General features: G+C 60.0%; 18 protein-coding genes and 1 tRNA gene. 10 read left to right on the forward strand and 9 right to left on the reverse strand.

Annotated features, from left to right (window positions below; all coding sequences use genetic code 11):
- Positions 1 to 45 precede the first annotated feature (45 nt).
- Positions 46 to 1239 (reverse strand): D-alanyl-D-alanine carboxypeptidase family protein, encoded by a 1194-nt coding sequence (locus J2J98_RS10765; RefSeq protein ID WP_207601032.1) that lies wholly within the window; start codon positions 1237 to 1239, stop codon positions 46 to 48.
- Between the two features lie 69 nt (positions 1240 to 1308).
- Positions 1309 to 2415: a septal ring lytic transglycosylase RlpA family protein gene (locus tag J2J98_RS10770; protein WP_207601033.1), complete on the reverse strand. Its 1107-nt coding sequence runs from the start codon at positions 2413 to 2415 to the stop codon at positions 1309 to 1311.
- 402 nt (positions 2416 to 2817) lie between these two features.
- Here J2J98_RS10770 and J2J98_RS10775 point away from each other — a divergent pair, with 402 nt between their 5' ends.
- The 3 genes from J2J98_RS10775 (at position 2818) to J2J98_RS10785 (ending at position 6402) form a co-directional block, all read left to right on the forward strand.
- Positions 2818 to 3768: an Ig-like domain-containing protein gene (locus J2J98_RS10775; protein WP_246569360.1), complete on the forward strand. Its 951-nt coding sequence runs from the start codon at positions 2818 to 2820 to the stop codon at positions 3766 to 3768.
- Between the two features lie 168 nt (positions 3769 to 3936).
- Positions 3937 to 4026: transfer RNA gene (locus J2J98_RS10780), tRNA-Ser, on the forward strand.
- A gap of 486 nt (positions 4027 to 4512) precedes the next feature.
- A complete protein-coding gene (locus tag J2J98_RS10785; RefSeq protein ID WP_207601034.1) occupies positions 4513 to 6402 on the forward strand; it encodes an adenylate/guanylate cyclase domain-containing protein in 1890 nt (629 codons plus the stop codon).
- 177 nt (positions 6403 to 6579) lie between these two features.
- Here J2J98_RS10785 and J2J98_RS10790 read toward each other — a convergent pair whose 3' ends face one another.
- Complete coding sequence (locus J2J98_RS10790; RefSeq protein WP_207601035.1) at positions 6580 to 7068, reverse strand: RidA family protein; 489 nt, start codon at positions 7066 to 7068, stop codon at positions 6580 to 6582.
- 192 nt (positions 7069 to 7260) lie between these two features.
- On the opposite strand from J2J98_RS10790, the gene J2J98_RS10795 reads away from it, so the two are divergent.
- On the forward strand, positions 7261 to 7947 hold the full coding sequence (locus tag J2J98_RS10795; protein WP_207601036.1) for a TetR/AcrR family transcriptional regulator: 687 nt from the start codon (positions 7261 to 7263) through the stop codon (positions 7945 to 7947).
- Between the two features lie 10 nt (positions 7948 to 7957).
- Here the strand turns inward: J2J98_RS10795 and J2J98_RS30850 are convergent, their stop codons facing one another.
- Positions 7958 to 8197, reverse strand: coding sequence for a LysR family protein (locus tag J2J98_RS30850; protein ID WP_425504994.1), 240 nt, complete (start codon positions 8195 to 8197; stop codon positions 7958 to 7960).
- A gap of 274 nt (positions 8198 to 8471) precedes the next feature.
- Between J2J98_RS30850 and J2J98_RS10800 the strand changes: the two genes are divergently transcribed.
- Entirely contained in the window at positions 8472 to 9188 is a 717-nt protein-coding gene (locus J2J98_RS10800; protein WP_207601037.1) for a 3-keto-5-aminohexanoate cleavage protein, read from the forward strand.
- Between the two features lie 114 nt (positions 9189 to 9302).
- A complete protein-coding gene (locus J2J98_RS10805) occupies positions 9303 to 9446 on the forward strand; it encodes a hypothetical protein (RefSeq protein WP_425504995.1) in 144 nt (47 codons plus the stop codon).
- 225 nt (positions 9447 to 9671) lie between these two features.
- Here the strand turns inward: J2J98_RS10805 and J2J98_RS10810 are convergent, their stop codons facing one another.
- Positions 9672 to 11105 carry an MFS transporter gene (locus J2J98_RS10810; protein ID WP_207601038.1) on the reverse strand — a complete coding sequence of 478 codons (1434 nt, stop codon included), beginning with the start codon at positions 11103 to 11105 and terminating at the stop codon, positions 9672 to 9674.
- A 135-nt stretch (positions 11106 to 11240) separates the two neighbouring features.
- Between J2J98_RS10810 and J2J98_RS10815 the strand changes: the two genes are divergently transcribed.
- Together J2J98_RS10815 and J2J98_RS10820 are read left to right on the forward strand one after the other, a co-directional pair.
- Positions 11241 to 12188 (forward strand): LysR family transcriptional regulator, encoded by a 948-nt coding sequence (locus J2J98_RS10815; protein ID WP_207601039.1) that lies wholly within the window; start codon positions 11241 to 11243, stop codon positions 12186 to 12188.
- A 50-nt stretch (positions 12189 to 12238) separates the two neighbouring features.
- A complete protein-coding gene (locus J2J98_RS10820) occupies positions 12239 to 12463 on the forward strand; it encodes an alkylphosphonate utilization protein (RefSeq protein ID WP_010025202.1) in 225 nt (74 codons plus the stop codon).
- A 38-nt stretch (positions 12464 to 12501) separates the two neighbouring features.
- On the opposite strand, the gene J2J98_RS10825 is transcribed toward J2J98_RS10820, so the two are convergent.
- The 3 genes from J2J98_RS10825 to J2J98_RS10835 form a co-directional block, all read right to left on the reverse strand.
- On the reverse strand, positions 12502 to 13308 hold the full coding sequence (locus tag J2J98_RS10825) for a transglutaminase-like domain-containing protein (RefSeq protein WP_064710563.1): 807 nt from the start codon (positions 13306 to 13308) through the stop codon (positions 12502 to 12504).
- A 157-nt stretch (positions 13309 to 13465) separates the two neighbouring features.
- Entirely contained in the window at positions 13466 to 14359 is an 894-nt protein-coding gene (locus J2J98_RS10830) for a transglutaminase family protein (protein WP_064713661.1), read from the reverse strand.
- 603 nt (positions 14360 to 14962) lie between these two features.
- The gene (locus tag J2J98_RS10835; RefSeq protein ID WP_138395192.1) at positions 14963 to 15121 is read right to left on the reverse strand and encodes an entericidin; all 159 of its coding nucleotides are present in this window, start codon (positions 15119 to 15121) and stop codon (positions 14963 to 14965) included.
- A gap of 569 nt (positions 15122 to 15690) precedes the next feature.
- Between J2J98_RS10835 and J2J98_RS10840 the strand changes: the two genes are divergently transcribed.
- A complete protein-coding gene (locus tag J2J98_RS10840; RefSeq protein WP_064710560.1) occupies positions 15691 to 15945 on the forward strand; it encodes a GlsB/YeaQ/YmgE family stress response membrane protein in 255 nt (84 codons plus the stop codon).
- Positions 15946 to 16019: 74 nt separating this feature from the next.
- On the opposite strand, the gene J2J98_RS10845 is transcribed toward J2J98_RS10840, so the two are convergent.
- Positions 16020 to 16301, reverse strand: coding sequence for a hypothetical protein (locus J2J98_RS10845; protein ID WP_064710587.1), 282 nt, complete (start codon positions 16299 to 16301; stop codon positions 16020 to 16022).
- A gap of 219 nt (positions 16302 to 16520) precedes the next feature.
- Between J2J98_RS10845 and J2J98_RS10850 the strand changes: the two genes are divergently transcribed.
- Positions 16521 to 18413: a peptidylprolyl isomerase gene (locus J2J98_RS10850; RefSeq protein ID WP_207601040.1), complete on the forward strand. Its 1893-nt coding sequence runs from the start codon at positions 16521 to 16523 to the stop codon at positions 18411 to 18413.
- Positions 18414 to 18420 lie beyond the last annotated feature (7 nt).

Consider the following 18420-nt stretch of genomic DNA (forward strand, 5'->3'; position numbering starts at 1 on the left):
TGCGCAACTCCCCGATCTGCAGAAATTGCGGTGCGCATAAGGCGTTCAGCCAGGGGCGGACTTGTCCCAGAGCCAGGAGAAGAACAGCGATTCGCCGAGTTCCAGCATGGCGTCGACCGCCCGGCTGCTGAGCGAGCCCTTTCCGACGGCCTGCGCGGTATAGAGCGGCACTTCCCTGAGCAGCCGGCTGCCGGCGAAAATCCTGAGTGTGCCGGCCTGATAGTCCGGCTTCACCGGCGCCGTCAGCGGCCAGCGATAGACGATGCGCGCCGACAGCCGGTCGGGATTGCTGATTGGAATATAGACGCTGACCGGCACCTTGGCGACGAGATCGACGGTGCGCGCCATGCCGCCATAGACGCTGGCTGAGCCGATCACCTCATGCTCGCCGAAAATCTGTCGGTTCTCGAAGGCGGTTAGTCCCCATTCGAGCACGCGCTTGGCCTCCTCTGTCCGCTCCTTGTCGGAGGCGATGCCGGCAAGCGTCAAAAACAGGCGCCGGCCGTCGCGCTGGACCGAAGCGACGATTGAATAACCCTCGCCCTCGGCAAAGCCGGTCGCTAGGCCGTCGGCGCCCAGATCGAGCCCGAGCAGCGGGTTGCGGTTGCGCTGGAAGATCTTGTTCCATTCGAAATCCGGCTGCGCGAAAAAGGGATAGAGATTGGGATAGGATTGCTGGAGAGCGGCAGCAAGCGTCACCATCTCGCGCGCCGTCACCTTGCTCTTGCCGTCGGGAAGGCCGGTGGAATTGCCGAACACCGCGTTCTCCATACCGAGCTCGCGGGCGCGGCGGGTCATCGACTGAGCGAACTGCTGTTCGCTTCCGGCCATCCCCTCGGCAAGGATGATGCAACTGTCATTGGCGCCCTGGATCGCGACGCCTTTGATCAGATCCTCAACGCGCACGCGCGACTTCAGCGCGGCAAACATCGTTGCCGTCCTCGACGGCGCGCCACCGGTCCGCCAGGCATATTCGGAAACGGGGTATTCGGTATCGAGCGTGATCTGGCCCTTGGTCAGTGCCTCGAAGACCAGATCCATCGTCATTAGCTTGGCGAGCGATGCCGGCGAAAAGCCCTGATCCGCGTTTTTGGCGAGAAGCACCGTGCCGGTTGAGGCCTCGATCATATAAGCCTGCGCCGCCTTGGTGGCAAAACCGGCTGCGCCCCCGTCGGCAGCATGCGCGCTGGCGGCGAGTGGCATCAGACATGCAAGCAGGCGAAGCACAGGCCTCAGCATCGCAATTCCCATCGGTCAACGGCATATTGAGAAGGTTAGAGCGCGGCGAAATCCGATGCAATCGCCATGCTAGCGCGCTGCGAATTTTGCCTGCTGGCGTTTGGCCGAGGCAAGGATCGAGGCCTGCGTCAGCCCATCATTGCGCGCCATCACCGCGTCGAATGCGAGATCGACCGTCACCGTTTTCACCGCGTCGTTCTGGTAGCCGAGCGCGAGGGAAGGCTGAGACCCGCCATAGGGCCGCTCATAGGGCACGGGACCGATCTCCGGCAACACGACCATCTGATCGAAGCCCGGCGCAGCGGCGGAGGAAGGAGCCGATGGCGCCACTAGGACATGGGCGGCCGGCGCAAGGCCGGGCGCCGCATTGGAGCGCGCGCTCGGCGTCGAGCCGGCATAGGAGGTTGCCGACAACGGCACCGGCACCTTGGCCGGCCGCGTTTCATAATTTTCCGCACTCTGCAGCTGATCGCGGGTGATCTTGCGGCTGTTGGAGGCGACCATGACGCCGGTTGCGATCTGCCCTTCCGGATTGACGCCAGGGATCCGGCTGCCCTTCGGCACGTAGGAGGCCATCAGATAGGGCATGTCATGGCCGTCCATGCGGGCGCGGCCCACATATTGCACGCGCACCTTGCCAGTGCCGCTGTGCTGCAGATCCAGCATGTCGGCGGTCTTGTTGGAAAGGTCGATGATGCGGCCTTCGTGATAGGGGCCGCGGTCGTTGACACGCACGACGATGGAGGAACCGTTCTCGAGATTGGTAACGCGGGCGTAGCTCGGCAGCGGGAACGTCGGATGCGCGGCTGAAAGGTGCATCTGGTCGTAGACTTCGCCGTTCGCCGTCAGGCGCCCGTGAAAAGCCGAGCCGTACCAGGAGGCGATGCCGACCTTGTTATACGCGAAGTCTTCCTTGGGATAGTACCACTTGCCTTTTACCGCATAGGGGTTGCCGACTATATAACGGCCGCCGCCCTTCGGGATATTCTTGCCGGTGGCGACGCGGGGGCTGGCCTTCACGCCATATTCGGATTCGGAGAAATACTCCTTGCCGTGCGCTTTTTTCTTCGGCACCGCCTGTGTCGTACCGCAAGCTGCAACCGTCGCACACATCGCCGATATCGCAAGCCACCGCGCTGTCGTTGCGAAAGACGCCGCCCCGTATCCCAATCTCATATATCCCACGCCGCTCAAAGATCGCTATGGTTAAGAACCTTGTCCCATCTCGGGCCAATAACGCCTTATTCCCACCCGCCTAACGAGACTTTAATCTTGCTGGGTTCGTGGCAAATTTACGAACGATTTCCCAGTGATAGCGAAAATTCTAATCATTATGGTTTATAAATCGCTAACGCAAAGCCCCTCTGCCCTGCCCTCCCGCTGTTGCAGTGAGAGCCAAAATCGGCGTGCCGATGCGGGGCATATGGTAAACACCGGGCTGCATTGAGACGTCGAGAAGTACCGGATCGAGACACCGATTGTGCAGCAGCTGTTCTCCACGCGGTGGCTGTGACTGGGCTTTCACCCCAGGGTAGTTTATCGGCTTCCTGCTCTCTCGTTAACGTGTCCTTCACGCCAATGGCATTGGCTGTCGCTCCCTTAAGGCGTGTACTTTGTTTCTTGAATCAAAGTGGAGTAGAAAGTTTATTCGCAGCGCTTGGGTCGCAGCCCGGCGTCCTTTCCACGCTCATCTTTGGGAGACGAGCCATGGCAAATCACAAACCAATAGTGCCTGACGTGTCGGTCCACGACTACGCACCAGCGGAGGCCATTGAAGGAAATCTTCTCGATAAAGCGTCTGATTCCGATGGCGATCTGCTTCAGGTTCAGTTCGTCAACGGCATAAGAATTCCCAACAAGGCGGGCGAGCCGGGATATCTCACTATCGAGGGTGAGCATGGAACGCTGACGATTTGGAGCAATGGCAGCTATAGTTACACGGTCAATGATCCAAGCGCTCTTGAGCCCGGCGGAGTCTTTGGCGAGAATTTTTCGTTCAAGATCTCCGATGGAAAAGGCGGCACCGATGTCGCCAGTCTCAAGATCGGAGTCCATACTCCTCCGCAAGGACAGTATTCCATCGATTTCGAGAATGCTCCCACGGAATATCCCGGACTGCCGGATATCGTTTCGGGCTATGCAGGATTCAAGTTTGGCGACAAACTCGATGGCAACCTTTGGACGGTCGCTGAATCAGGCGGCAACGAGTACGTCGTCACCAATCCCTACAATCCGTTTTTCGAACGCGTCGATGGCAAGCTCTTCACGGTAGAGGGCGTCGACGTCGCAACCAATTTCGACCCCGCCTATGAAGGTGTCGATGCCCTCGTAACCTTCGAGGGTTATATCGGTGGCAACAAGGTGAGCGAGATGTCGCTGACGGTCTATGGTGACACCATTGCCGATGGCCAGCACATCTCGTTGGCAGCCTTGGGGGCGGTCGATTTTATCCGCTTCGATATTCAGCCGGACGTCGAGCCGACCGGCTTTCCGCAGCTCGCATTTGACAACTTCACCGTCCTGGTCTGACGGGGGCAGAGAGAAGCGGCCGATAAAGCCGCTTCTCTGCAGAACAAGTTGACGCTGCCATCAAAGCTGCTAAAAAGCCGGCCTGTGAGTGATGGGCAGCAAATCGGCAGAAACCACCGATCCACCGGAAAGACCGAAACGGGATTTCTTCAGGCTTCCCAAATACTTGGAAGAGTGTCCGAGTGGTTTAAGGAACCGGTCTTGAAAACCGGCGTGCGGGAAACCGTACCGTGGGTTCGAATCCCACCTCTTCCGCCATCTGCGTTCATATGTGCGAACGACGGTTCAAGACTGTTTGACTCGCTTGATCGACCCTAAAACAACGTCAGATATGCTTCCCTGAATATCGATGTGATTTTTCTGCGACTACAACAGCCTCAATCGTGCTCAGGTAGATTTTTCGCATTTGCTCTGAGTTTTCGCCGAAAAGCAGTTCCAGCATATCATTACGAAAGATCGACGCTTGCGGGCGTAATACCGCGGGCATGATCATGGTCGCGGCGATGCAAGTCAGAAAGCATTTTTGATTCGCGGTCCTTAGTTCGATCGATACCGCGGTTACATCGTCTTGGTATGCGCTGTTCACTCATTGAAGGTACCTGCTCAACGGCGGGAACAAGCCACTGAGCGCTGTTTCGTCGCCACGATACCTGCTCGGAGCTGGGGCACCAGTAGCTGTTGCTCGAGGTCGGTCGTTTCAATTGAGTGCAACCAGTCCTATAATCGGCTGGTGAGGCCGAACCAATGGACCGCAAGCTTTCCGCCATCCTCGCTGCTGATGTCGTGGGCTATTCCGCGCTGATGGAGCGCGACGAGGCTGGCACATTCGAGCGCCTTCGTGCGGGACGCAAGGAACTGTTTGAGCCGGAGATTGCGCGCCATCACGGCCAGATTTTCAAGCTGATGGGCGACGGGATGCTCGCCGAATTTGGCAGCGTAGTGGACGCCGTGGAATGCGCCGTTTCGCTGCAGCGCGGGCTGGCGGAACGGAATGCCGCCGTCCCCGAGGACCAGCGGATCAGCGTGAGGATTGGGATCAATCTCGGCGAGGTGATCGTTGAGGGCGATGACCGGTATGGCGAGGGCGTCAATGTCGCGGCGAGGCTTCAGCAGTTGGCAGACCCGGGCGGCATCTGTGTTTCGGGAAAGGTCACCAGGGAGGTTGAGAAAAAGCTGGCTTTCGGGTTCGAGCCGATGGGCGAGCAGAAGGTAAAGAATATCGCCGAACCGGTACAGGCTTTCCGCGTCATCCTTGAGGGACAAGCCCGACGTCAATCAGCGCGGTCATCGCCTCAGCACTGGGTACGGGCAGCAGCAGCCGTGCCAGTCCTTCTTCTGGTTTTGGCCGGGACAGTCTGGCAATACTGGCCGACTGCGACAGTAAGCGGCAAGCCGTCCGTAGCGGTGCTGCCGTTCGACAACTATGGCGGTGACCAAGCGACCGGACGCCTCGCCGACGGCCTCGCTGAGGACATAATCACCGATCTGGCGGGGTTCCCTGAATTCCACGTGATCGCGCGTAACTCGACTGAACAATACAGGGACAAACCGGCCGTGCCGAGTGAGGTGGGTAAGGCGCTTGGCGCAGGATTTGTGGTCGAGGGATCCATCCAGCGTCAGTCTGACCGCGTTAGAATTACGGCGCAGCTCATCGATACTAAAACGGGCAAACATCTTTGGTCGCAGCGCTGGGACCGGCCGGACGAGGACTTGTTCGCAATCCAGATTGAAATTTCCGAGCAGATTTCGAACCGCCTTGGCGGCGGCGCAGGTTTGGTTCAGGAGGCGGGCCGCATCTCCGCCCACCGAAAGCCGCCCGAGAATCTCAACGCCTACGAACTTTATCTGCTCGGCACCGAAAAACTCGAGCAAGTCAATCAGGCGGATGTAGAGGAGGCCGTCAGGCTGCTCACCCGCGCGGTCGAACTGGACCCCGGCCTTGCCCGCGCTTGGGTCGAACTTAGCCATTCCCATGGTATCTTGATCGGTTTTGGCGTTGACGCCGAGAAGAACCGGGCTCTGTCTGCCGAGGCTGCCGAACGCGCCGTCCAGCTCGACCCGAGCGATGCTGAGGCGCATGCTGTCTTTGCCATGCATCTAGGTGACAAAGGCGAATTCGAACGCGCCAAGGCAGAGTTCGATACCGCACTGCGCCTCGCTCCCGGTCAGTTCGAAGTTCTGACTTTCTATATCGATTGGGCCTCGACCTTCGGCGAGCCTGAGCGCACCGCGCAACTGGTTGACAAGGCGCTCAGTCTCAACCCCGGTTTCCCGATGTGGAGTGCCAGGATTTTCAGTCATGCCTATTTCATGGCCGGCCGGTATGAAGATGCCCTGCGGATGCTGGATCGCTTGTCGCCGGAAAACTACGGAAGGAAACACTGGGTAATGCGTTCTGGCGCGCTTGCAGCTCTTGGCCGAACTGAAGAGGCGAAGGTCTCGGTAACGGACGCACTCGCGCGGTTTCCCGATTTGACCATCGAGGGATTTGTCAATATTCCCGGATTCAACGAAGCGGAGCGCCAGCGGTTGATCGAAACTATGCAGCTTGTCGGCTTTCCTGACTGCGCCAAAGCGGAAGAGCTCACAAAGCTAAAGAAGCCGCTGCGCCTGCCGGAGTGTGCTTCGCCATAACGGCATTGACGATCGGCCACGGATGACAAGCGTCTCGAGACGGGGCCTTCGTTTCACCGGCCGCGATGTGTCGCTCGTTCCGGTCGACGTTATCAGATGTGGCGTTCAAAGCCCGAGCGCAGGCGGCGGTGAAAACGGCGGCTCCGCCGTTTTCTGCGGCGGGATCAGTCGCGGCCTCTATTCGAGAACAACGACGGCTTCGACCTCGAACAGCATCGGATCGATTGCAAGTCTGGGAACGGGAACAAGGGTCTGCGCCGGAAGCTTGTCGCCGAACATGTCTTTGACATTCCTCGTCAGCACCTCGAGCTTGGACATATCGTGGTCAACCACGAAGACCGTCAGCTTGGCAACCTTGTCCGGCCTTGCGCCTAGGCCGTCGAGGGCGCTGCGCAAATTAACGTAGGCCTGCTTCACCTGAACGGCGAAGTCCGGCGACAAGGCTCCCATGCCGTCCTGGCCGCCCAGCCCGGAGATGAAGGCCAACCGGGCGCCGCTCGGTACAATCACCGCCGTGCTATAGCCATTCGGCGTCGGGTCGTAGAGGCTTTTTGGATTGACGATGGTCAGCTTGAGCTCACCCTCGTTTGCCGTCGTCGCATTGGGAATTCCCGCGGTCATGATGATCAGCCCTCCGATAAGCAGATGTTTGATTGCGTGTGACATGATGTTCTCTCGGCCGTGAGGACTGGAACGACCCTCGCCGCCTGTTGGATTGCGCTTCTTACTGTTCGGCAACAGATTGACTCGTACAACGTACGATTCCATTGCATCGTACGTTGTACGAGTCAAGCGACGAGGATCGACATCCGTCACTTCGTCGGCTTAAATCGATGTCCTGATCTCTAGGAAAGAAGCATGGTGGCCAAACGCGACGGCACTCAGGATAAACGCCCTCAACGGCAAGCTGCACCGGTCCCCTCCGTACAGGACCCGCCTCTATCGCTTGAACGGATCATCGCGACGGCGGTTGAACTGCTGGACGCTGAAGGCCTCGACGGATTGAAGATGCGTCGGCTGGCTGATCGTCTCGGCTCAGGCGCGATGAGCCTCTATTGGCACGTCGCCAACAAAGAGCAGGTTTTTGATCTCGCGCTCGACTCGGTGCTCGAATATCGAGGACCGTCGCAAATTAGCGACTCTCCGGACTGGCGCCAAGCAGTCTTTCATATGCTTGAAGACTGGCGCGCCAGCATGCTGCGCCATCCCTGGTCGGCGTCGCTGCTGCCCCGCCGGGCGCTGGGCCCGAATATCCTAGGTCGTCTGGAGCTGCTGGGCAGCATCTTATCCAGAGCTGGTGTCAATGAGGCGGATCTGAATGGCGCGATATGGTCGCTGTGGAACTATGTGATGGGCGCGACCATCACCCGCGCGAACTTCGACCTTTCGGACGAAGACATGCTCGCCGGGCAGCAGCGCCTTGCGCATCTTAGCCAAGAATACCCGACGATCGTGCGTGCTCGTCTGCTGTTGGATAATGACTGGGACGGCGTTTTCAGGAAAGGCCTGGACTTCCTGCTTGACGGGCTTGTTCCGAGACAATGAACAAGGGGGCTCAGCTCTCCAGTTGATCAGCACGCTCATTCAGGAGCTCGAGCAGATGACCTTTCACGATCTGAATCCGGGCCTCTCCCTCCCTCGCAGAGCGCTCAAGAATCTTCAGTGACGTTTCTGCCTGCTCGGCCGGTCTCTTATGGCTCTGGCCGGACTGGTTCAGTTCATATCTGTCGAAGTTGCGCCGAAACAGCGTCGAGCCCAACCCCTGCTCGAGGGCCTCTATCCGGCGCGAGACCATCGACGTGCTTACGCCAGCCGGTGTGCTGCAGCGCCCAGCGATCTCAGCTCCGCGACGGCGAGAAAAAACTTACAGATCATTCCAGTCCATTCAGCCTTTCCGTTTTTGGAAAAAGAGCTTGCCGAAATCGGCAATCGCTTATTGCGCCTGATTTGATATCGTCAGCGAGGTAAGGACAAGAGAATCGCTTCAGCGAGCGCTGGCGCGCCGCTCTTAGTCTTTCCAGATTGTTAGGCTGGAAAGCGCGGGCGATCCAATAAGTGCGAGGCTCTTCATGATCGTTCAAGCTTGCATCAACGGCGCGCGGCGGAGCGATTTCCACCCGCTCATTCCGCTGACTATCGATGCCATGATACGTGAAGCCACGGCTTCGGTCGCGGCAGGCGCTGCCGAGATTCATGTTCATCCGCGTGGAGCCGATGGGAAGGAAAGTCTCGCCGCCGTCGACGATACGGTCGCAGCGATCCGCCGAGTCTGCCCGGGAACGCTGATCGGCGTGTCCACCGGCGCCTGGATCGAAGGCGACCCCAAGCGAACACGCCATGCCATCGGCCAATGGCGTGTCTTGCCGGATTATGCCTCCGTGAACCTGTCTGAAGCCGACGCTCCCGTTGTCATGCAGCTGCTTCGCCAAAAAGGTGTCGGGATCGAGGTCGGTCTGGCGTCGGTCGCCGATGCGGAACGCTATGTCAGCCTCGATAATCATGAGCGGGTCTTTCGCGTGCTCGTCGAGCTCGATGACGAACAAGATCTGCAGCGCGCCTGTCACATCAGGGATGGTATTATCGAGGTGCTCGAACGCCGCCGCCTCCTGAGGCCTGTTCTTCTCCACGGATTCGAGAACACCGTCTGGCCGTTCGTCAGATCGGCGCGCGAGCGGGGCTATTCGACCCGTGTCGGCCTCGAGGATGGGAAGCACCTGCCGGACGGGACGATTGCCGGCGACAATGCCGCGCTCGTCGCCGCGGCCGTTACGATCTTTCGCGGCTAAAGCACATGTCTCTTAGCTGTCTGCGGCGGTCTCGCGGAAATGCGGAGGACTAACTCTTTGGCGTGACAAGCGAATCCGAAGATCGGACCCTTCAAGCCGGCTGATCCGACTGGCGTGGATGTTGTCTATGATTTTGTCGGCGCCGACACCTTTGCCACATCGCTGGATTGCCTGCGCCCGCGCGGCACGCTTGTCAGCTTCGGGGAGGCCTCCAGTCCGATTCCGGGCCACGAAAGAAGGCGCAATATCCGTTCATGACAACATCGAGTAGATCAGCGCACCAACGGAACCCCAGAAAATTACCGGCGTCAGTATCATCCCCATAACGAAGATCTTGGTCACCGTTAAACCTCCGCAAATCTGTCCCGGCCCGAAAATCTATTGCAGCGATCGAGGCTTTGGTATCGGCCCGAAGTCCGGGGCGGATCGGACCTTGGTCTCATTCCTGCTCAGCGGCGCGATCTCAATGCGCCACCGCCGACTTCACTTCTGCAACCTGTCGGCGACTCTCCCGCGGCGGTAAGTTACGGCCGCGATGGCGAGTGCTGCCGCGATCAACATGGCTGCGACCGCAAAAGCGATCTGCATGCCCCAGTGAAGGGCCTCGGGGCGTGCTACAGTGATATCCGATGTTCCCGACGCTCGCGCGAATATCGCGCCCATGACCGAGGCGCCGGTAATCAGACCGAGATTGCGCGACAGGTTGAGCGCGCCGGAGATGACGCCGCGCTGGTCAGGGGCGACATCGGCCATGACGGCGGTGTTGTTGGACGCCTGGAACAGCTGATAGCCGGGCGTCAGGATGGCGATGGCGGCGATGTAGCCAGCGATTCCGGGAAGCACGGCAAGCGCGATGGCGCCGGCAGCCATGGCAAAGAGGCCTGCAGCGATCACGAATGGCGCTCCCAGACGATCGACCAGGCGGCCGGCGGGAATTCCGCCGAAGATGGAGATGACGGGGCCGATCGACATGACGGCTCCAACGCCGGCCTCGCTGAGTCCGAGCGCACGCGAGAGATAAAATGGGCTGACCACCAGCGTCGCCATCATCACCGTCGAGATGAGAGCGTTCATCGCCAGACTGGCGCTCAGCACCGGATTGCGGAAAACCGCCAGCCGGATCAACGGCGACGCGGCTTTCGACTCGGCGAAGGCGAAGAGACCGGCCGCGAGAAAGGCGGCCGCCAGCAGGGCCAGATTCAGCAATCCAAAGCTGCCCCGCCCAATCGTCATCGCCAGCGCATAGGCCGAAAGCGCCAAGGCAAGCAGCAAGGTTCCTGCCATGTCGAAACCGGCGCGCTCCGCTTTCCCAATGTTGTCGTCGGCAGGCAGAAAACAATAGGCGAGAGTGAAGGCGACGGTGCCGAGCGGCACGTTGACAAGAAAGATGGCCGGCCAGCCGAACCCGGCGATCAGAGCGCCGCCGAGCGAAGGGCCGAGAGCGGTACCAATCGCCGACATGGTTGCGAGCAGCCCCATGGCGCTGCCGGTTCTCGCCTTCGGCACCGTTTCGCCGACAAAAGCCATTGCGAGGACCATCATCATGGCCGCGCCGAGACCCTGCAGCGCACGTGCGGTGGTCATCAGCCAGAGCGCCGGCGCAAGCCCGCTGAGGACGGAGGCCAGCGTAAAGAGCAGGATGCCGATGAGCAGAAGCCGTCTGCGGCCGGTCATGTCGCCAAGCCGTCCGACGCTGACGGTCAGGGTGGTGATAGCGAGGAGATAGGCGAGAACGATCCATTGCACGTCCTGGAACGAGCCGTCGAATGCCCGCGCAAGTGCCGGCAGGCCAACATTGGCGATGCTGGTGCCGAGCGATGGCAGCAGCATCGAGAGGCAAAGGCTGGCGAGCACCCAGCGGACGGAACAGCGGCTTTCGGCGAGTGCCTCGCCCTGCTCTGCAATGATCGGTTTCAACAGGATCTCCTTGTTCACGCTCCAACGGAGCCGTCGAACCCTAATCCTGCCTCTGGCATGGCGGAACATGCAGCATTTGCACTTCATCCATGCATAAGACGCCACATCACCGGAAAATCGTGTTATACCGCATGCATGTCGCCCCCTGACCTCAACCTGCTTGTCACCCTCGATGTCTTGCTCGCTGAAGGCAGTGTCGCCCGTGCGGCCGAGAGGCTGAGGCTCAGCCCATCGGCAATGAGCCGGGCGCTGGCGCGATTGCGCGAGGCCACGGGCGATCCGCTGCTGGTGCGTGCCGGGCGCGGCCTGGTTCCGACACCTCGGGCGCTGGAGCTGCGCGAGCGGGTCGGCCGCATCGTCGAGGATGGTCGGGCAGTCCTGCGTCCTGCCGCAGCGCTTGATCTCGGCCGCCTCGTTCGGACATTCACGCTGCGCGCCAGCGAGGGTTTCGCCGAGAGTTTCGGCCCCGGCCTCATCACTCGCCTCGGCCCGCAAGCCCCTGGTGTGCGGCTGCGCTTCGTCCAGAAACTGGACAAGGACAGTGCGCCGTTGCGTGACGGAAGCGTTGATCTGGAAGTCGGTGTCGTCGGTGAGACGATGGGACCTGAGGTGCGGGCGCAGGCCTTGTTCCGCGACCGCTTCATCGGCGTCGTGCGCACCGGCCATCCGCTTTGCCTGAATGAGATCACGCCGTCCCGTTACGCGGCCGCAGGCCACATCGCTGTCTCGCGGCGCGGACTCGACAGAGGAGCGATCGACGACGCCCTGGATGTGCTCGGGCTGGAACGGCAGATCGCCACCATCGTCGGCGGTTTTGCCACAGCGCTGGCGCTCGCCCGCGCCTCGGACCTAGTCGCGAGCGTGCCTGAACTGCACACGGCAGCCTTGCGGGCGGGAATGCACAGTTTCCCCCTTCCCGTTCCGACGCCGGAGCTCACGGTTTCATTGCTTTGGCACCCGAGGATGGATGCCGATCCCGCACATCGCTGGCTTCGCAGCTGCGTTCGTGAGGTCTGCGCAGCCACGGATTGGAGAGCCCCGGAGACTGAGGATCGGACGGGACGGTCCCAGGCCGGTGATTGACTATCCCGCCTCGCCGTGATTTCCCTCGCGCATCATCAAGCGGGGACATCATGGCAGAGGACGTAATTGTAAAGGACAGCAACGGAAGCCAGCTCCACGATGGCGATTCCGTTACGTTGATCAAAGACCTCAAGGTCAAAGGCACCTCGGAGACGCTGAAGCGGGGAACCCTGGTGAAAGGCATTCGCCTGACCGACAATCCCGGCGAGATCGAGTGCAACACCAAGCAGGTCAAAGGTCTTGTGCTGAAAACGGAATTCCTCAAGAAGGCATAGGATCTGCCCGGGGCGGTCCGTTCTTCCCTCAGGGTCTCTTACGGCACTTCTTCAGTGATCACCTCGAAGCGGGAAAGCCTCGCCGGACCGAAAGCCGTCGACATCGCGACGTCCGTGGCATCCCGGCCCGTCGCCATCAGAATTCTGCCGATGCGCGGAGTGTTGTGGCGGGCATCCGCCGTATGCCAATGACCGCCGAGAAAAACCTCGAACCAGGCGCTGAAATCCATTGGATTGGGATCGGCCGGAACGCCGATATCGCCGAGATAGCCCGTGCAATATCGGGCGGGAATATTCATGCATCGACAAAGTGCGATGGCGAGATGGGCGAAGTCGCGGCAGACGCCGCTCTTGTCGGTGAAGCCGCCATGCGCGGTTCTGAGAACGTCGGCCTTCTGATAATCGAACGTGATGTGGTTATGCACGAAATCGCAGATCGCCTGCACACGCGCCCAGCCGAGCGGCGTCGATGAGAAGGTCGCCCAGGCGAAATCCGAGAGCCTGTCTATGTCGCAGTAGCGGCTGCCGAGCAGGAAGACCAGCACCTCGTCGGGCAGATCCTTGATCGCGTGCTGCACCGCCTGGACGGGAACGATGTCGGCCTGCCCCGTGTCGTAGATTTCGAACTCGGTGGAAATCGTCGTCAGCCCCGGCGGAGCGACAATCCGGCTGCAGGCATTGCCGAACCCATCGGTATATTCCCATGCCTCGACCGGCCGGTCGAATGTCAGGACCTGCTCGCTCAGGAGATCGGCGCGCCTGGAGGGGTGAATGTTGAGGACCAGCAGCATCGGCGTCGGCTGTATGCATTCATAGCCCAGATGAAACCCGGCGCGTATCTTCATTACGGTTTCCTCGTCCCTCCCCGCTTAGGTGGAGGTGAGTATGGAACGTTGATCGCGCTGCCTCGGTTCCCGCGACCGCGCACCCGTAACCCCGCACCTCGTCGGGCAATCCAGCATTGCCCCGGGCAATCCGGTATTGCCCCGAGGTAATGCACCATCACCCCTCGGTAAGCCACGACTGCCGCGTGGTCACATTGACCTGCACCGTCAGGCCCTCGAAATCCGAGCTATTCCCGTCATAACTGCCGCTCAAGGGAATTGCCTGGCGCGGGTCGCGGGCAACGGCCACGCGAATGAGATCTCGGTTGCCGACGATGCCGTTGGTCGGATCGAACTCGGCCCAGCCGGCCCCTGGTAGATAGATCTGGCACCAGGCATGCGTGGAGCCGCCGCCGAGTACGGTGGAGCCATCCCGGTCAGGGACGTAGACATAGCCGGTGACGAATCGCGCCGCGAGACCGAGCGAGCGTGCCGCCTCCATCATCAGAAGTGCGAAATCCCGGCAAGTGCCGGAGCGAAGTTGTAAGGTCTGCAGCGGCGTCTGCGTTCCATGTTCATGGCGACGTGCATAGACGAAGCTCTCACGAATGGCATAACAAAGCGTCATCAGCAGGTGCCCGGTCTCTGTCGTGTGCCCCACGCGGACGAACTGGCGCGCCCAGCGGCCGACCTCATCGCCCGAATCGGGATAATGGCGCTGCATCGCCGGCGCGAGATCGGCGATTTCGTCCTTGTCGTAGGAGAAAGGATAGGTCAGCGCCGCGTCGTCGATCCGAATGTCCGGGGCGAGTTGAGGCTCATGATCAAGCGTGATCCAGGTTTCGAAACGAAGCTCCGATGAGGGCCGGGGAAAATCGACGAGCGCCACGCAATTGCCGAAAACATCGTGGATCCAGCGCACATGGCTTTGCTCCGGATAGGTCGTCAGCGATGCTTCGATCAGCCGTTGATCGAAACTGTCGCGCGGCCGAAACATCAGGCGATGCTCGCCGAAATCGACCTCCCTGCGGTAGCGATAGGACGTGACGTGGCGGACGGAGAAAATCGTCATGGGCTGCCGTCGACTGATGTGTTTACGTTGCTGCTCCTGCAGCGCCGCGCTCCTTATCAGACGCGCAAAGGACGCTGTAACTCTTTGAACTTGCACAACGTGCTTTCCGAAAATCGCTTCCGTTTTTCGGAAAGCCGATGCGCGAGGGCGGCGGCGCCTCTTCGCAAGCGCCCTGCCCCTTTTCCTGCTTATCCCGATTTCTTGTCATATAAGCAGGTTCGAAAAATTGCTATTGTGCCGATTACCGATAGACGGCAGAGCCGTCCAACTAAGAGGATAACATGCATATCATCTGGGACGTGCTGACACTTCTGCTGACCATCGGTTCGCTCTATGGCGGTCGCGAATACCGGATTATTCGCGCTCGTGCCCGCGCTCAGAATTGGGGCAACTTCTGACCCGATCCTGACGGCCGCTGCCGGAACCTTTCGGTCGCGGTTACGTCGAATGACGTACGGCGGCGCCTTCAAGGAAATGCTGTATTAGTCGGGGCGGTTTTCCGTCCGTCAATTCTCTCTGTTATGCCAAGCCCGCCTCACCCCAGGCGGGCTTTTTCATGCCGAGATTTCCTGCGCATTGACGCCGGCCACCCCGTTGATGCCGTTACTTCTTGGCTCCGGACGAAAGCACCCGATGGGTCGCATTGTCCATTGCGTGGCTCGCCTCTTGTCCATCCTTCTTCAGCCCGTATGCGGTATTACCGCAGGCTGCAAGCGTCGGCAGGCAGAGGCAGCAGGCCATGGCGATCACAGCTTTTGGCATCGAGCCTTTCCTCATTGAATTGTGTTTCGCGGAAAATGACGCAGTCGGCGGCAAAATCAATCCGCCGCCAGCAGGACACCAGATTGTCTCCTGGAGCAGTGTCAGCACCTGCGCCCCAATTGCTGCATGGCCGGTCTCCGCGTTACGTGTTGGGCGAAGTTTAACTCAGGTGAAATTCACCGAGATGTTGAAATTTTCTAGCTTCTATCAGGAGACATGCCCGTTGCTCTGCATCCAACCAAGTCACCGTAGGTGAAGAAGATCATTTATAGGTATTTATAGTTCTACTTAAATGTCACACTTAACCAATTTTTAGTAATAATCTTGCGCAGCCTGGAGTTAGGCTTATGCTTTACCCGAGAGGGAGAAAAAGAATGTTTAGCAAAAGCCTGATCATGCCTTTCGGATTCGCGATTCTGGCTATAGCCGGTCTGCTATTCCAATTCGTCGCTTACCTGCTCGAGACGCCGGTCACCCTGCTGCATCCATAAGCGCTTGAGCTCCTCCGAGAGTGGAACTTTTTTTTGCTTCGTGCTTTCTTGCTAGTCGTTTCACCAGGAGGGAGTACTATGGAAGACGCAGGCGTGGGTTGGATTGCCGCCATCATCATCGGCGGCATCGCCGGGTGGCTGGCGGAAAAGGTCATGAGCAGCAGTATGGGCGTGCTTATGAACATATTGCTCGGGATCGTCGGCGCGATTGTCGCAAATTGGATCCTGGCTCTGTTGAACATTCAGCCGTTGGCGGGGTGGCTTGGTTACCTGATCACCGGCTTCGTCGGTGCCTGCATTCTGATTTTCGTGGGCCGCGCCATCCGCCGCTAACTGTCCCGTCATAAGCAGACATGACTAAGAGCCGGGCGCCTTGCGTCCGGCTTTACCGTCCCGAATTTCCATGTTCAGCGGCGGCTCAGAAGGCCGAACATATAGGCGATGCCCGCCGTCACCGCGAGCGCCATGATCGGTTCTTCGCGAATCTTGTCGCGCAGCCGCTCCGTCATCAGTGAAGCTTCGTCCGTGACCACCGACTTTGCCCCCTGCCCCAGCGCCCGCACGCTGTCCGTCAATCTGGAGAGATCTTCGCGGAGTGCGGTAACCTGCGCCGACAGATCGTCTGCTGCGATATCCGCCTTGACGCGCGCAGCGGTGGATTCGGCGGAAGCGGTTTTCAATTCTGCCATGGTCTGCTCCTGTTTCATGGGATGCCGCTTCAACGAAATGGCGGCCTGAAAGGTTCCGCCGGAGCCGATCTTTTGTTCGCCATCAACGCCTTGCGTCGCCATCTTAGCCCAGCGCAGCTTTTCGCGTGACAACCCTTCATTTCCTGTCGGCTTTGTTTTAAGGAACGTCGAATGTCTGCCCGCGCGCGGGTCAATGAATACTGCGAGGTTTGCCTTTCCATGTTCCATTTTCTGAGAAGAGCTGCTCAGACCTGGGTTGCCAAGCTGCTCCTGCTACTCCTGGTGGCCTCCTTCGGCATCTGGGGCGTGTCGCGTGAGCTGATCTCTGGCGGCAACAGCACCACGGTCGTGACGGTCGGCGATCAGAAGGTGGGCGTCACCGAATTCCAGCTCGCTTACCAGCGTCAGGTGGCAAGCATCGGCCAGCAGTTCGGCATGCGCCTCACCCCCGAGCAGGCCCGCGCCTTCGGAGTCGAGCAGCAGGTGCTCTCAGAGCTCGTCGCCGGCGCCTCACTGGACCAGCTCGCTGAAGATATGAACCTCGGCCTGTCCGAGGATCGTCTCGCTCAGCTGATCGCAGACGATCCGGCCTTCAAGGCTATCAACGGCCGGTTCGATCGCGAGCTCTTTGTCTCGCGCCTGCGCAATGCCGGCATTCGCCAGGACGATTACATCAAGGAGCGCAGCAAGGTCGCCGTCCGCAGCCAGATCGTCGATGCCGTTTCCAACGGTTTTACCGCGCCGAAGACGCTGGTCGACGCATTGAAGCTCTATGGCGATGAAAGCCGCAGCATCGACTACCTCTTGCTGACCAACGCCAACATCGAGCCGATCAAGGCGCCAGCCGACGACGTGCTGGCGAGCTGGTTCGAAGGCGTCAAGCAGCGCTACCGAGCGCCAGAATACCGCAAGATCATCTATCTCAAGCTGCAGCCGGCCGATATCGCCGACGCCGCGACCGTCACCGACGACCAGATCCGCGAGGCCTTCGACAAGGGCAAGGATACCTATCGCACGCCGGAAAGCCGGACGATCGAGCAGCTGACATTCACCAGCAAGGACCTTGCCGCCGCCGCCGAAACCGCGCTGAAGAGCGGCACCAGCTTCGACCAGCTGGTCACCGACCAGGGCAAGACCGCCAACGACGTGCTGCTCGGCGAGTTCACCAAGGACAAGGTTCCCGATCAGGCCGTCGCCGATGCCGCCTTTGCGGTGTCGAAAGATGGCGGCACAACGCCTGTCGTCGACGGCTCATTCGGTCCAGTCATCCTGCGCATCACCAATATCAAGCCGGAGACGGTCAAGAATTTCGACGAGGTGAAGGAAGATATCCGCAAGCAGCTGGCGCTCGCTAATGCGTCTCAGGAAGTGATCAACGTTCACGACCGCATCGAGGACCTGCGTGCCGGAGGCGCGACGCTTGAAGATATAGCCGGCCAGTTGAACCTCAAGACTGTGACCGTCGACGCCATCGATGCGACAGGCGCCGACAAGGACGGCCAAGAGATCAAGGATATTCCCGTCAAGCAGCAGTTGCTCGCCGAAGCCTTCAAGACCGAGGTCGGCGTCGATGCGTCGCCGCTTCCGGTCGGCAATGACGGCTATGTCTGGTTCAATGTCCGCGAAATCATACCGGACCGGGACCGCCCGATCGCCGAGGTGCGCGAGAAAGCCGTCGAGGACTGGACGGCGGAGCAGCAGAAGGCCGAGCTCGCCAAGAAGGCCCAGGAATTGAAGGCCGAGGCGCAAAAGGGCACCGCCCTTGCCGATATTGCGGCGCCGCTCGGCATCGCCGTCGAAAGCAAAAGCGGCATCACCCGCTCCACCGATGATCCGGTTCTCGGGCGCGCCGCCGTCAAGGCCGCTTTCTCCGGCCCCGTCGATACGGTTGCGAGCGCGGTCGGCGCCGATCCCTCGACGCAGATCCTGATGAAGGTCACCGAGGTCAACAGCCAGCCGACCGGCGACGTGCTGAACAACCGCGACGCCCAACTCACCGCCATGGCCAATGCCGCCGGCGATGATATCCTCGACCAGATGGTCAACTCGCTGCAGACGCAGTATGGGGCACAGATCAACCAGACGCTCGCCGAACAGGCGACGGTTCGCTAGGAGGTTT

This window comes from Rhizobium bangladeshense (genome assembly GCF_017357245.1).
GTDB classification, from domain to species: Bacteria; Pseudomonadota; Alphaproteobacteria; order Rhizobiales; family Rhizobiaceae; genus Rhizobium; species Rhizobium bangladeshense.

Excerpts from the sequence above, each read along its gene's own strand:
- J2J98_RS10765 (WP_207601032.1), bottom strand. The coding sequence starts at position 1,239 with ATGCTGAGGCCTGTGCTTCGCCTGCTTGCATGTCTGATGCCACTCGCC.
- J2J98_RS10770 (WP_207601033.1), bottom strand. The coding sequence starts at position 2,415 with ATGAGATTGGGATACGGGGCGGCGTCTTTCGCAACGACAGCGCGGTGG.
- J2J98_RS10775 (WP_246569360.1), top strand. The coding sequence starts at position 2,818 with ATGGCATTGGCTGTCGCTCCCTTAAGGCGTGTACTTTGTTTCTTGAAT.
- J2J98_RS10785 (WP_207601034.1), top strand. The coding sequence starts at position 4,513 with ATGGACCGCAAGCTTTCCGCCATCCTCGCTGCTGATGTCGTGGGCTAT.
- J2J98_RS10790 (WP_207601035.1), bottom strand. The coding sequence starts at position 7,068 with ATGTCACACGCAATCAAACATCTGCTTATCGGAGGGCTGATCATCATG.
- J2J98_RS10795 (WP_207601036.1), top strand. The coding sequence starts at position 7,261 with ATGGTGGCCAAACGCGACGGCACTCAGGATAAACGCCCTCAACGGCAA.
- J2J98_RS30850 (WP_425504994.1), bottom strand. The coding sequence starts at position 8,197 with ATGGTCTCGCGCCGGATAGAGGCCCTCGAGCAGGGGTTGGGCTCGACG.
- J2J98_RS10800 (WP_207601037.1), top strand. The coding sequence starts at position 8,472 with ATGATCGTTCAAGCTTGCATCAACGGCGCGCGGCGGAGCGATTTCCAC.
- J2J98_RS10815 (WP_207601039.1), top strand. The coding sequence starts at position 11,241 with ATGTCGCCCCCTGACCTCAACCTGCTTGTCACCCTCGATGTCTTGCTC.
- J2J98_RS10820 (WP_010025202.1), top strand. The coding sequence starts at position 12,239 with ATGGCAGAGGACGTAATTGTAAAGGACAGCAACGGAAGCCAGCTCCAC.
- J2J98_RS10825 (WP_064710563.1), bottom strand. The coding sequence starts at position 13,308 with ATGAAGATACGCGCCGGGTTTCATCTGGGCTATGAATGCATACAGCCG.
- J2J98_RS10830 (WP_064713661.1), bottom strand. The coding sequence starts at position 14,359 with ATGACGATTTTCTCCGTCCGCCACGTCACGTCCTATCGCTACCGCAGG.
- J2J98_RS10835 (WP_138395192.1), bottom strand. The coding sequence starts at position 15,121 with ATGCCAAAAGCTGTGATCGCCATGGCCTGCTGCCTCTGCCTGCCGACG.
- J2J98_RS10840 (WP_064710560.1), top strand. The coding sequence starts at position 15,691 with ATGGAAGACGCAGGCGTGGGTTGGATTGCCGCCATCATCATCGGCGGC.
- J2J98_RS10845 (WP_064710587.1), bottom strand. The coding sequence starts at position 16,301 with ATGGCAGAATTGAAAACCGCTTCCGCCGAATCCACCGCTGCGCGCGTC.
- J2J98_RS10850 (WP_207601040.1), top strand. The coding sequence starts at position 16,521 with ATGTTCCATTTTCTGAGAAGAGCTGCTCAGACCTGGGTTGCCAAGCTG.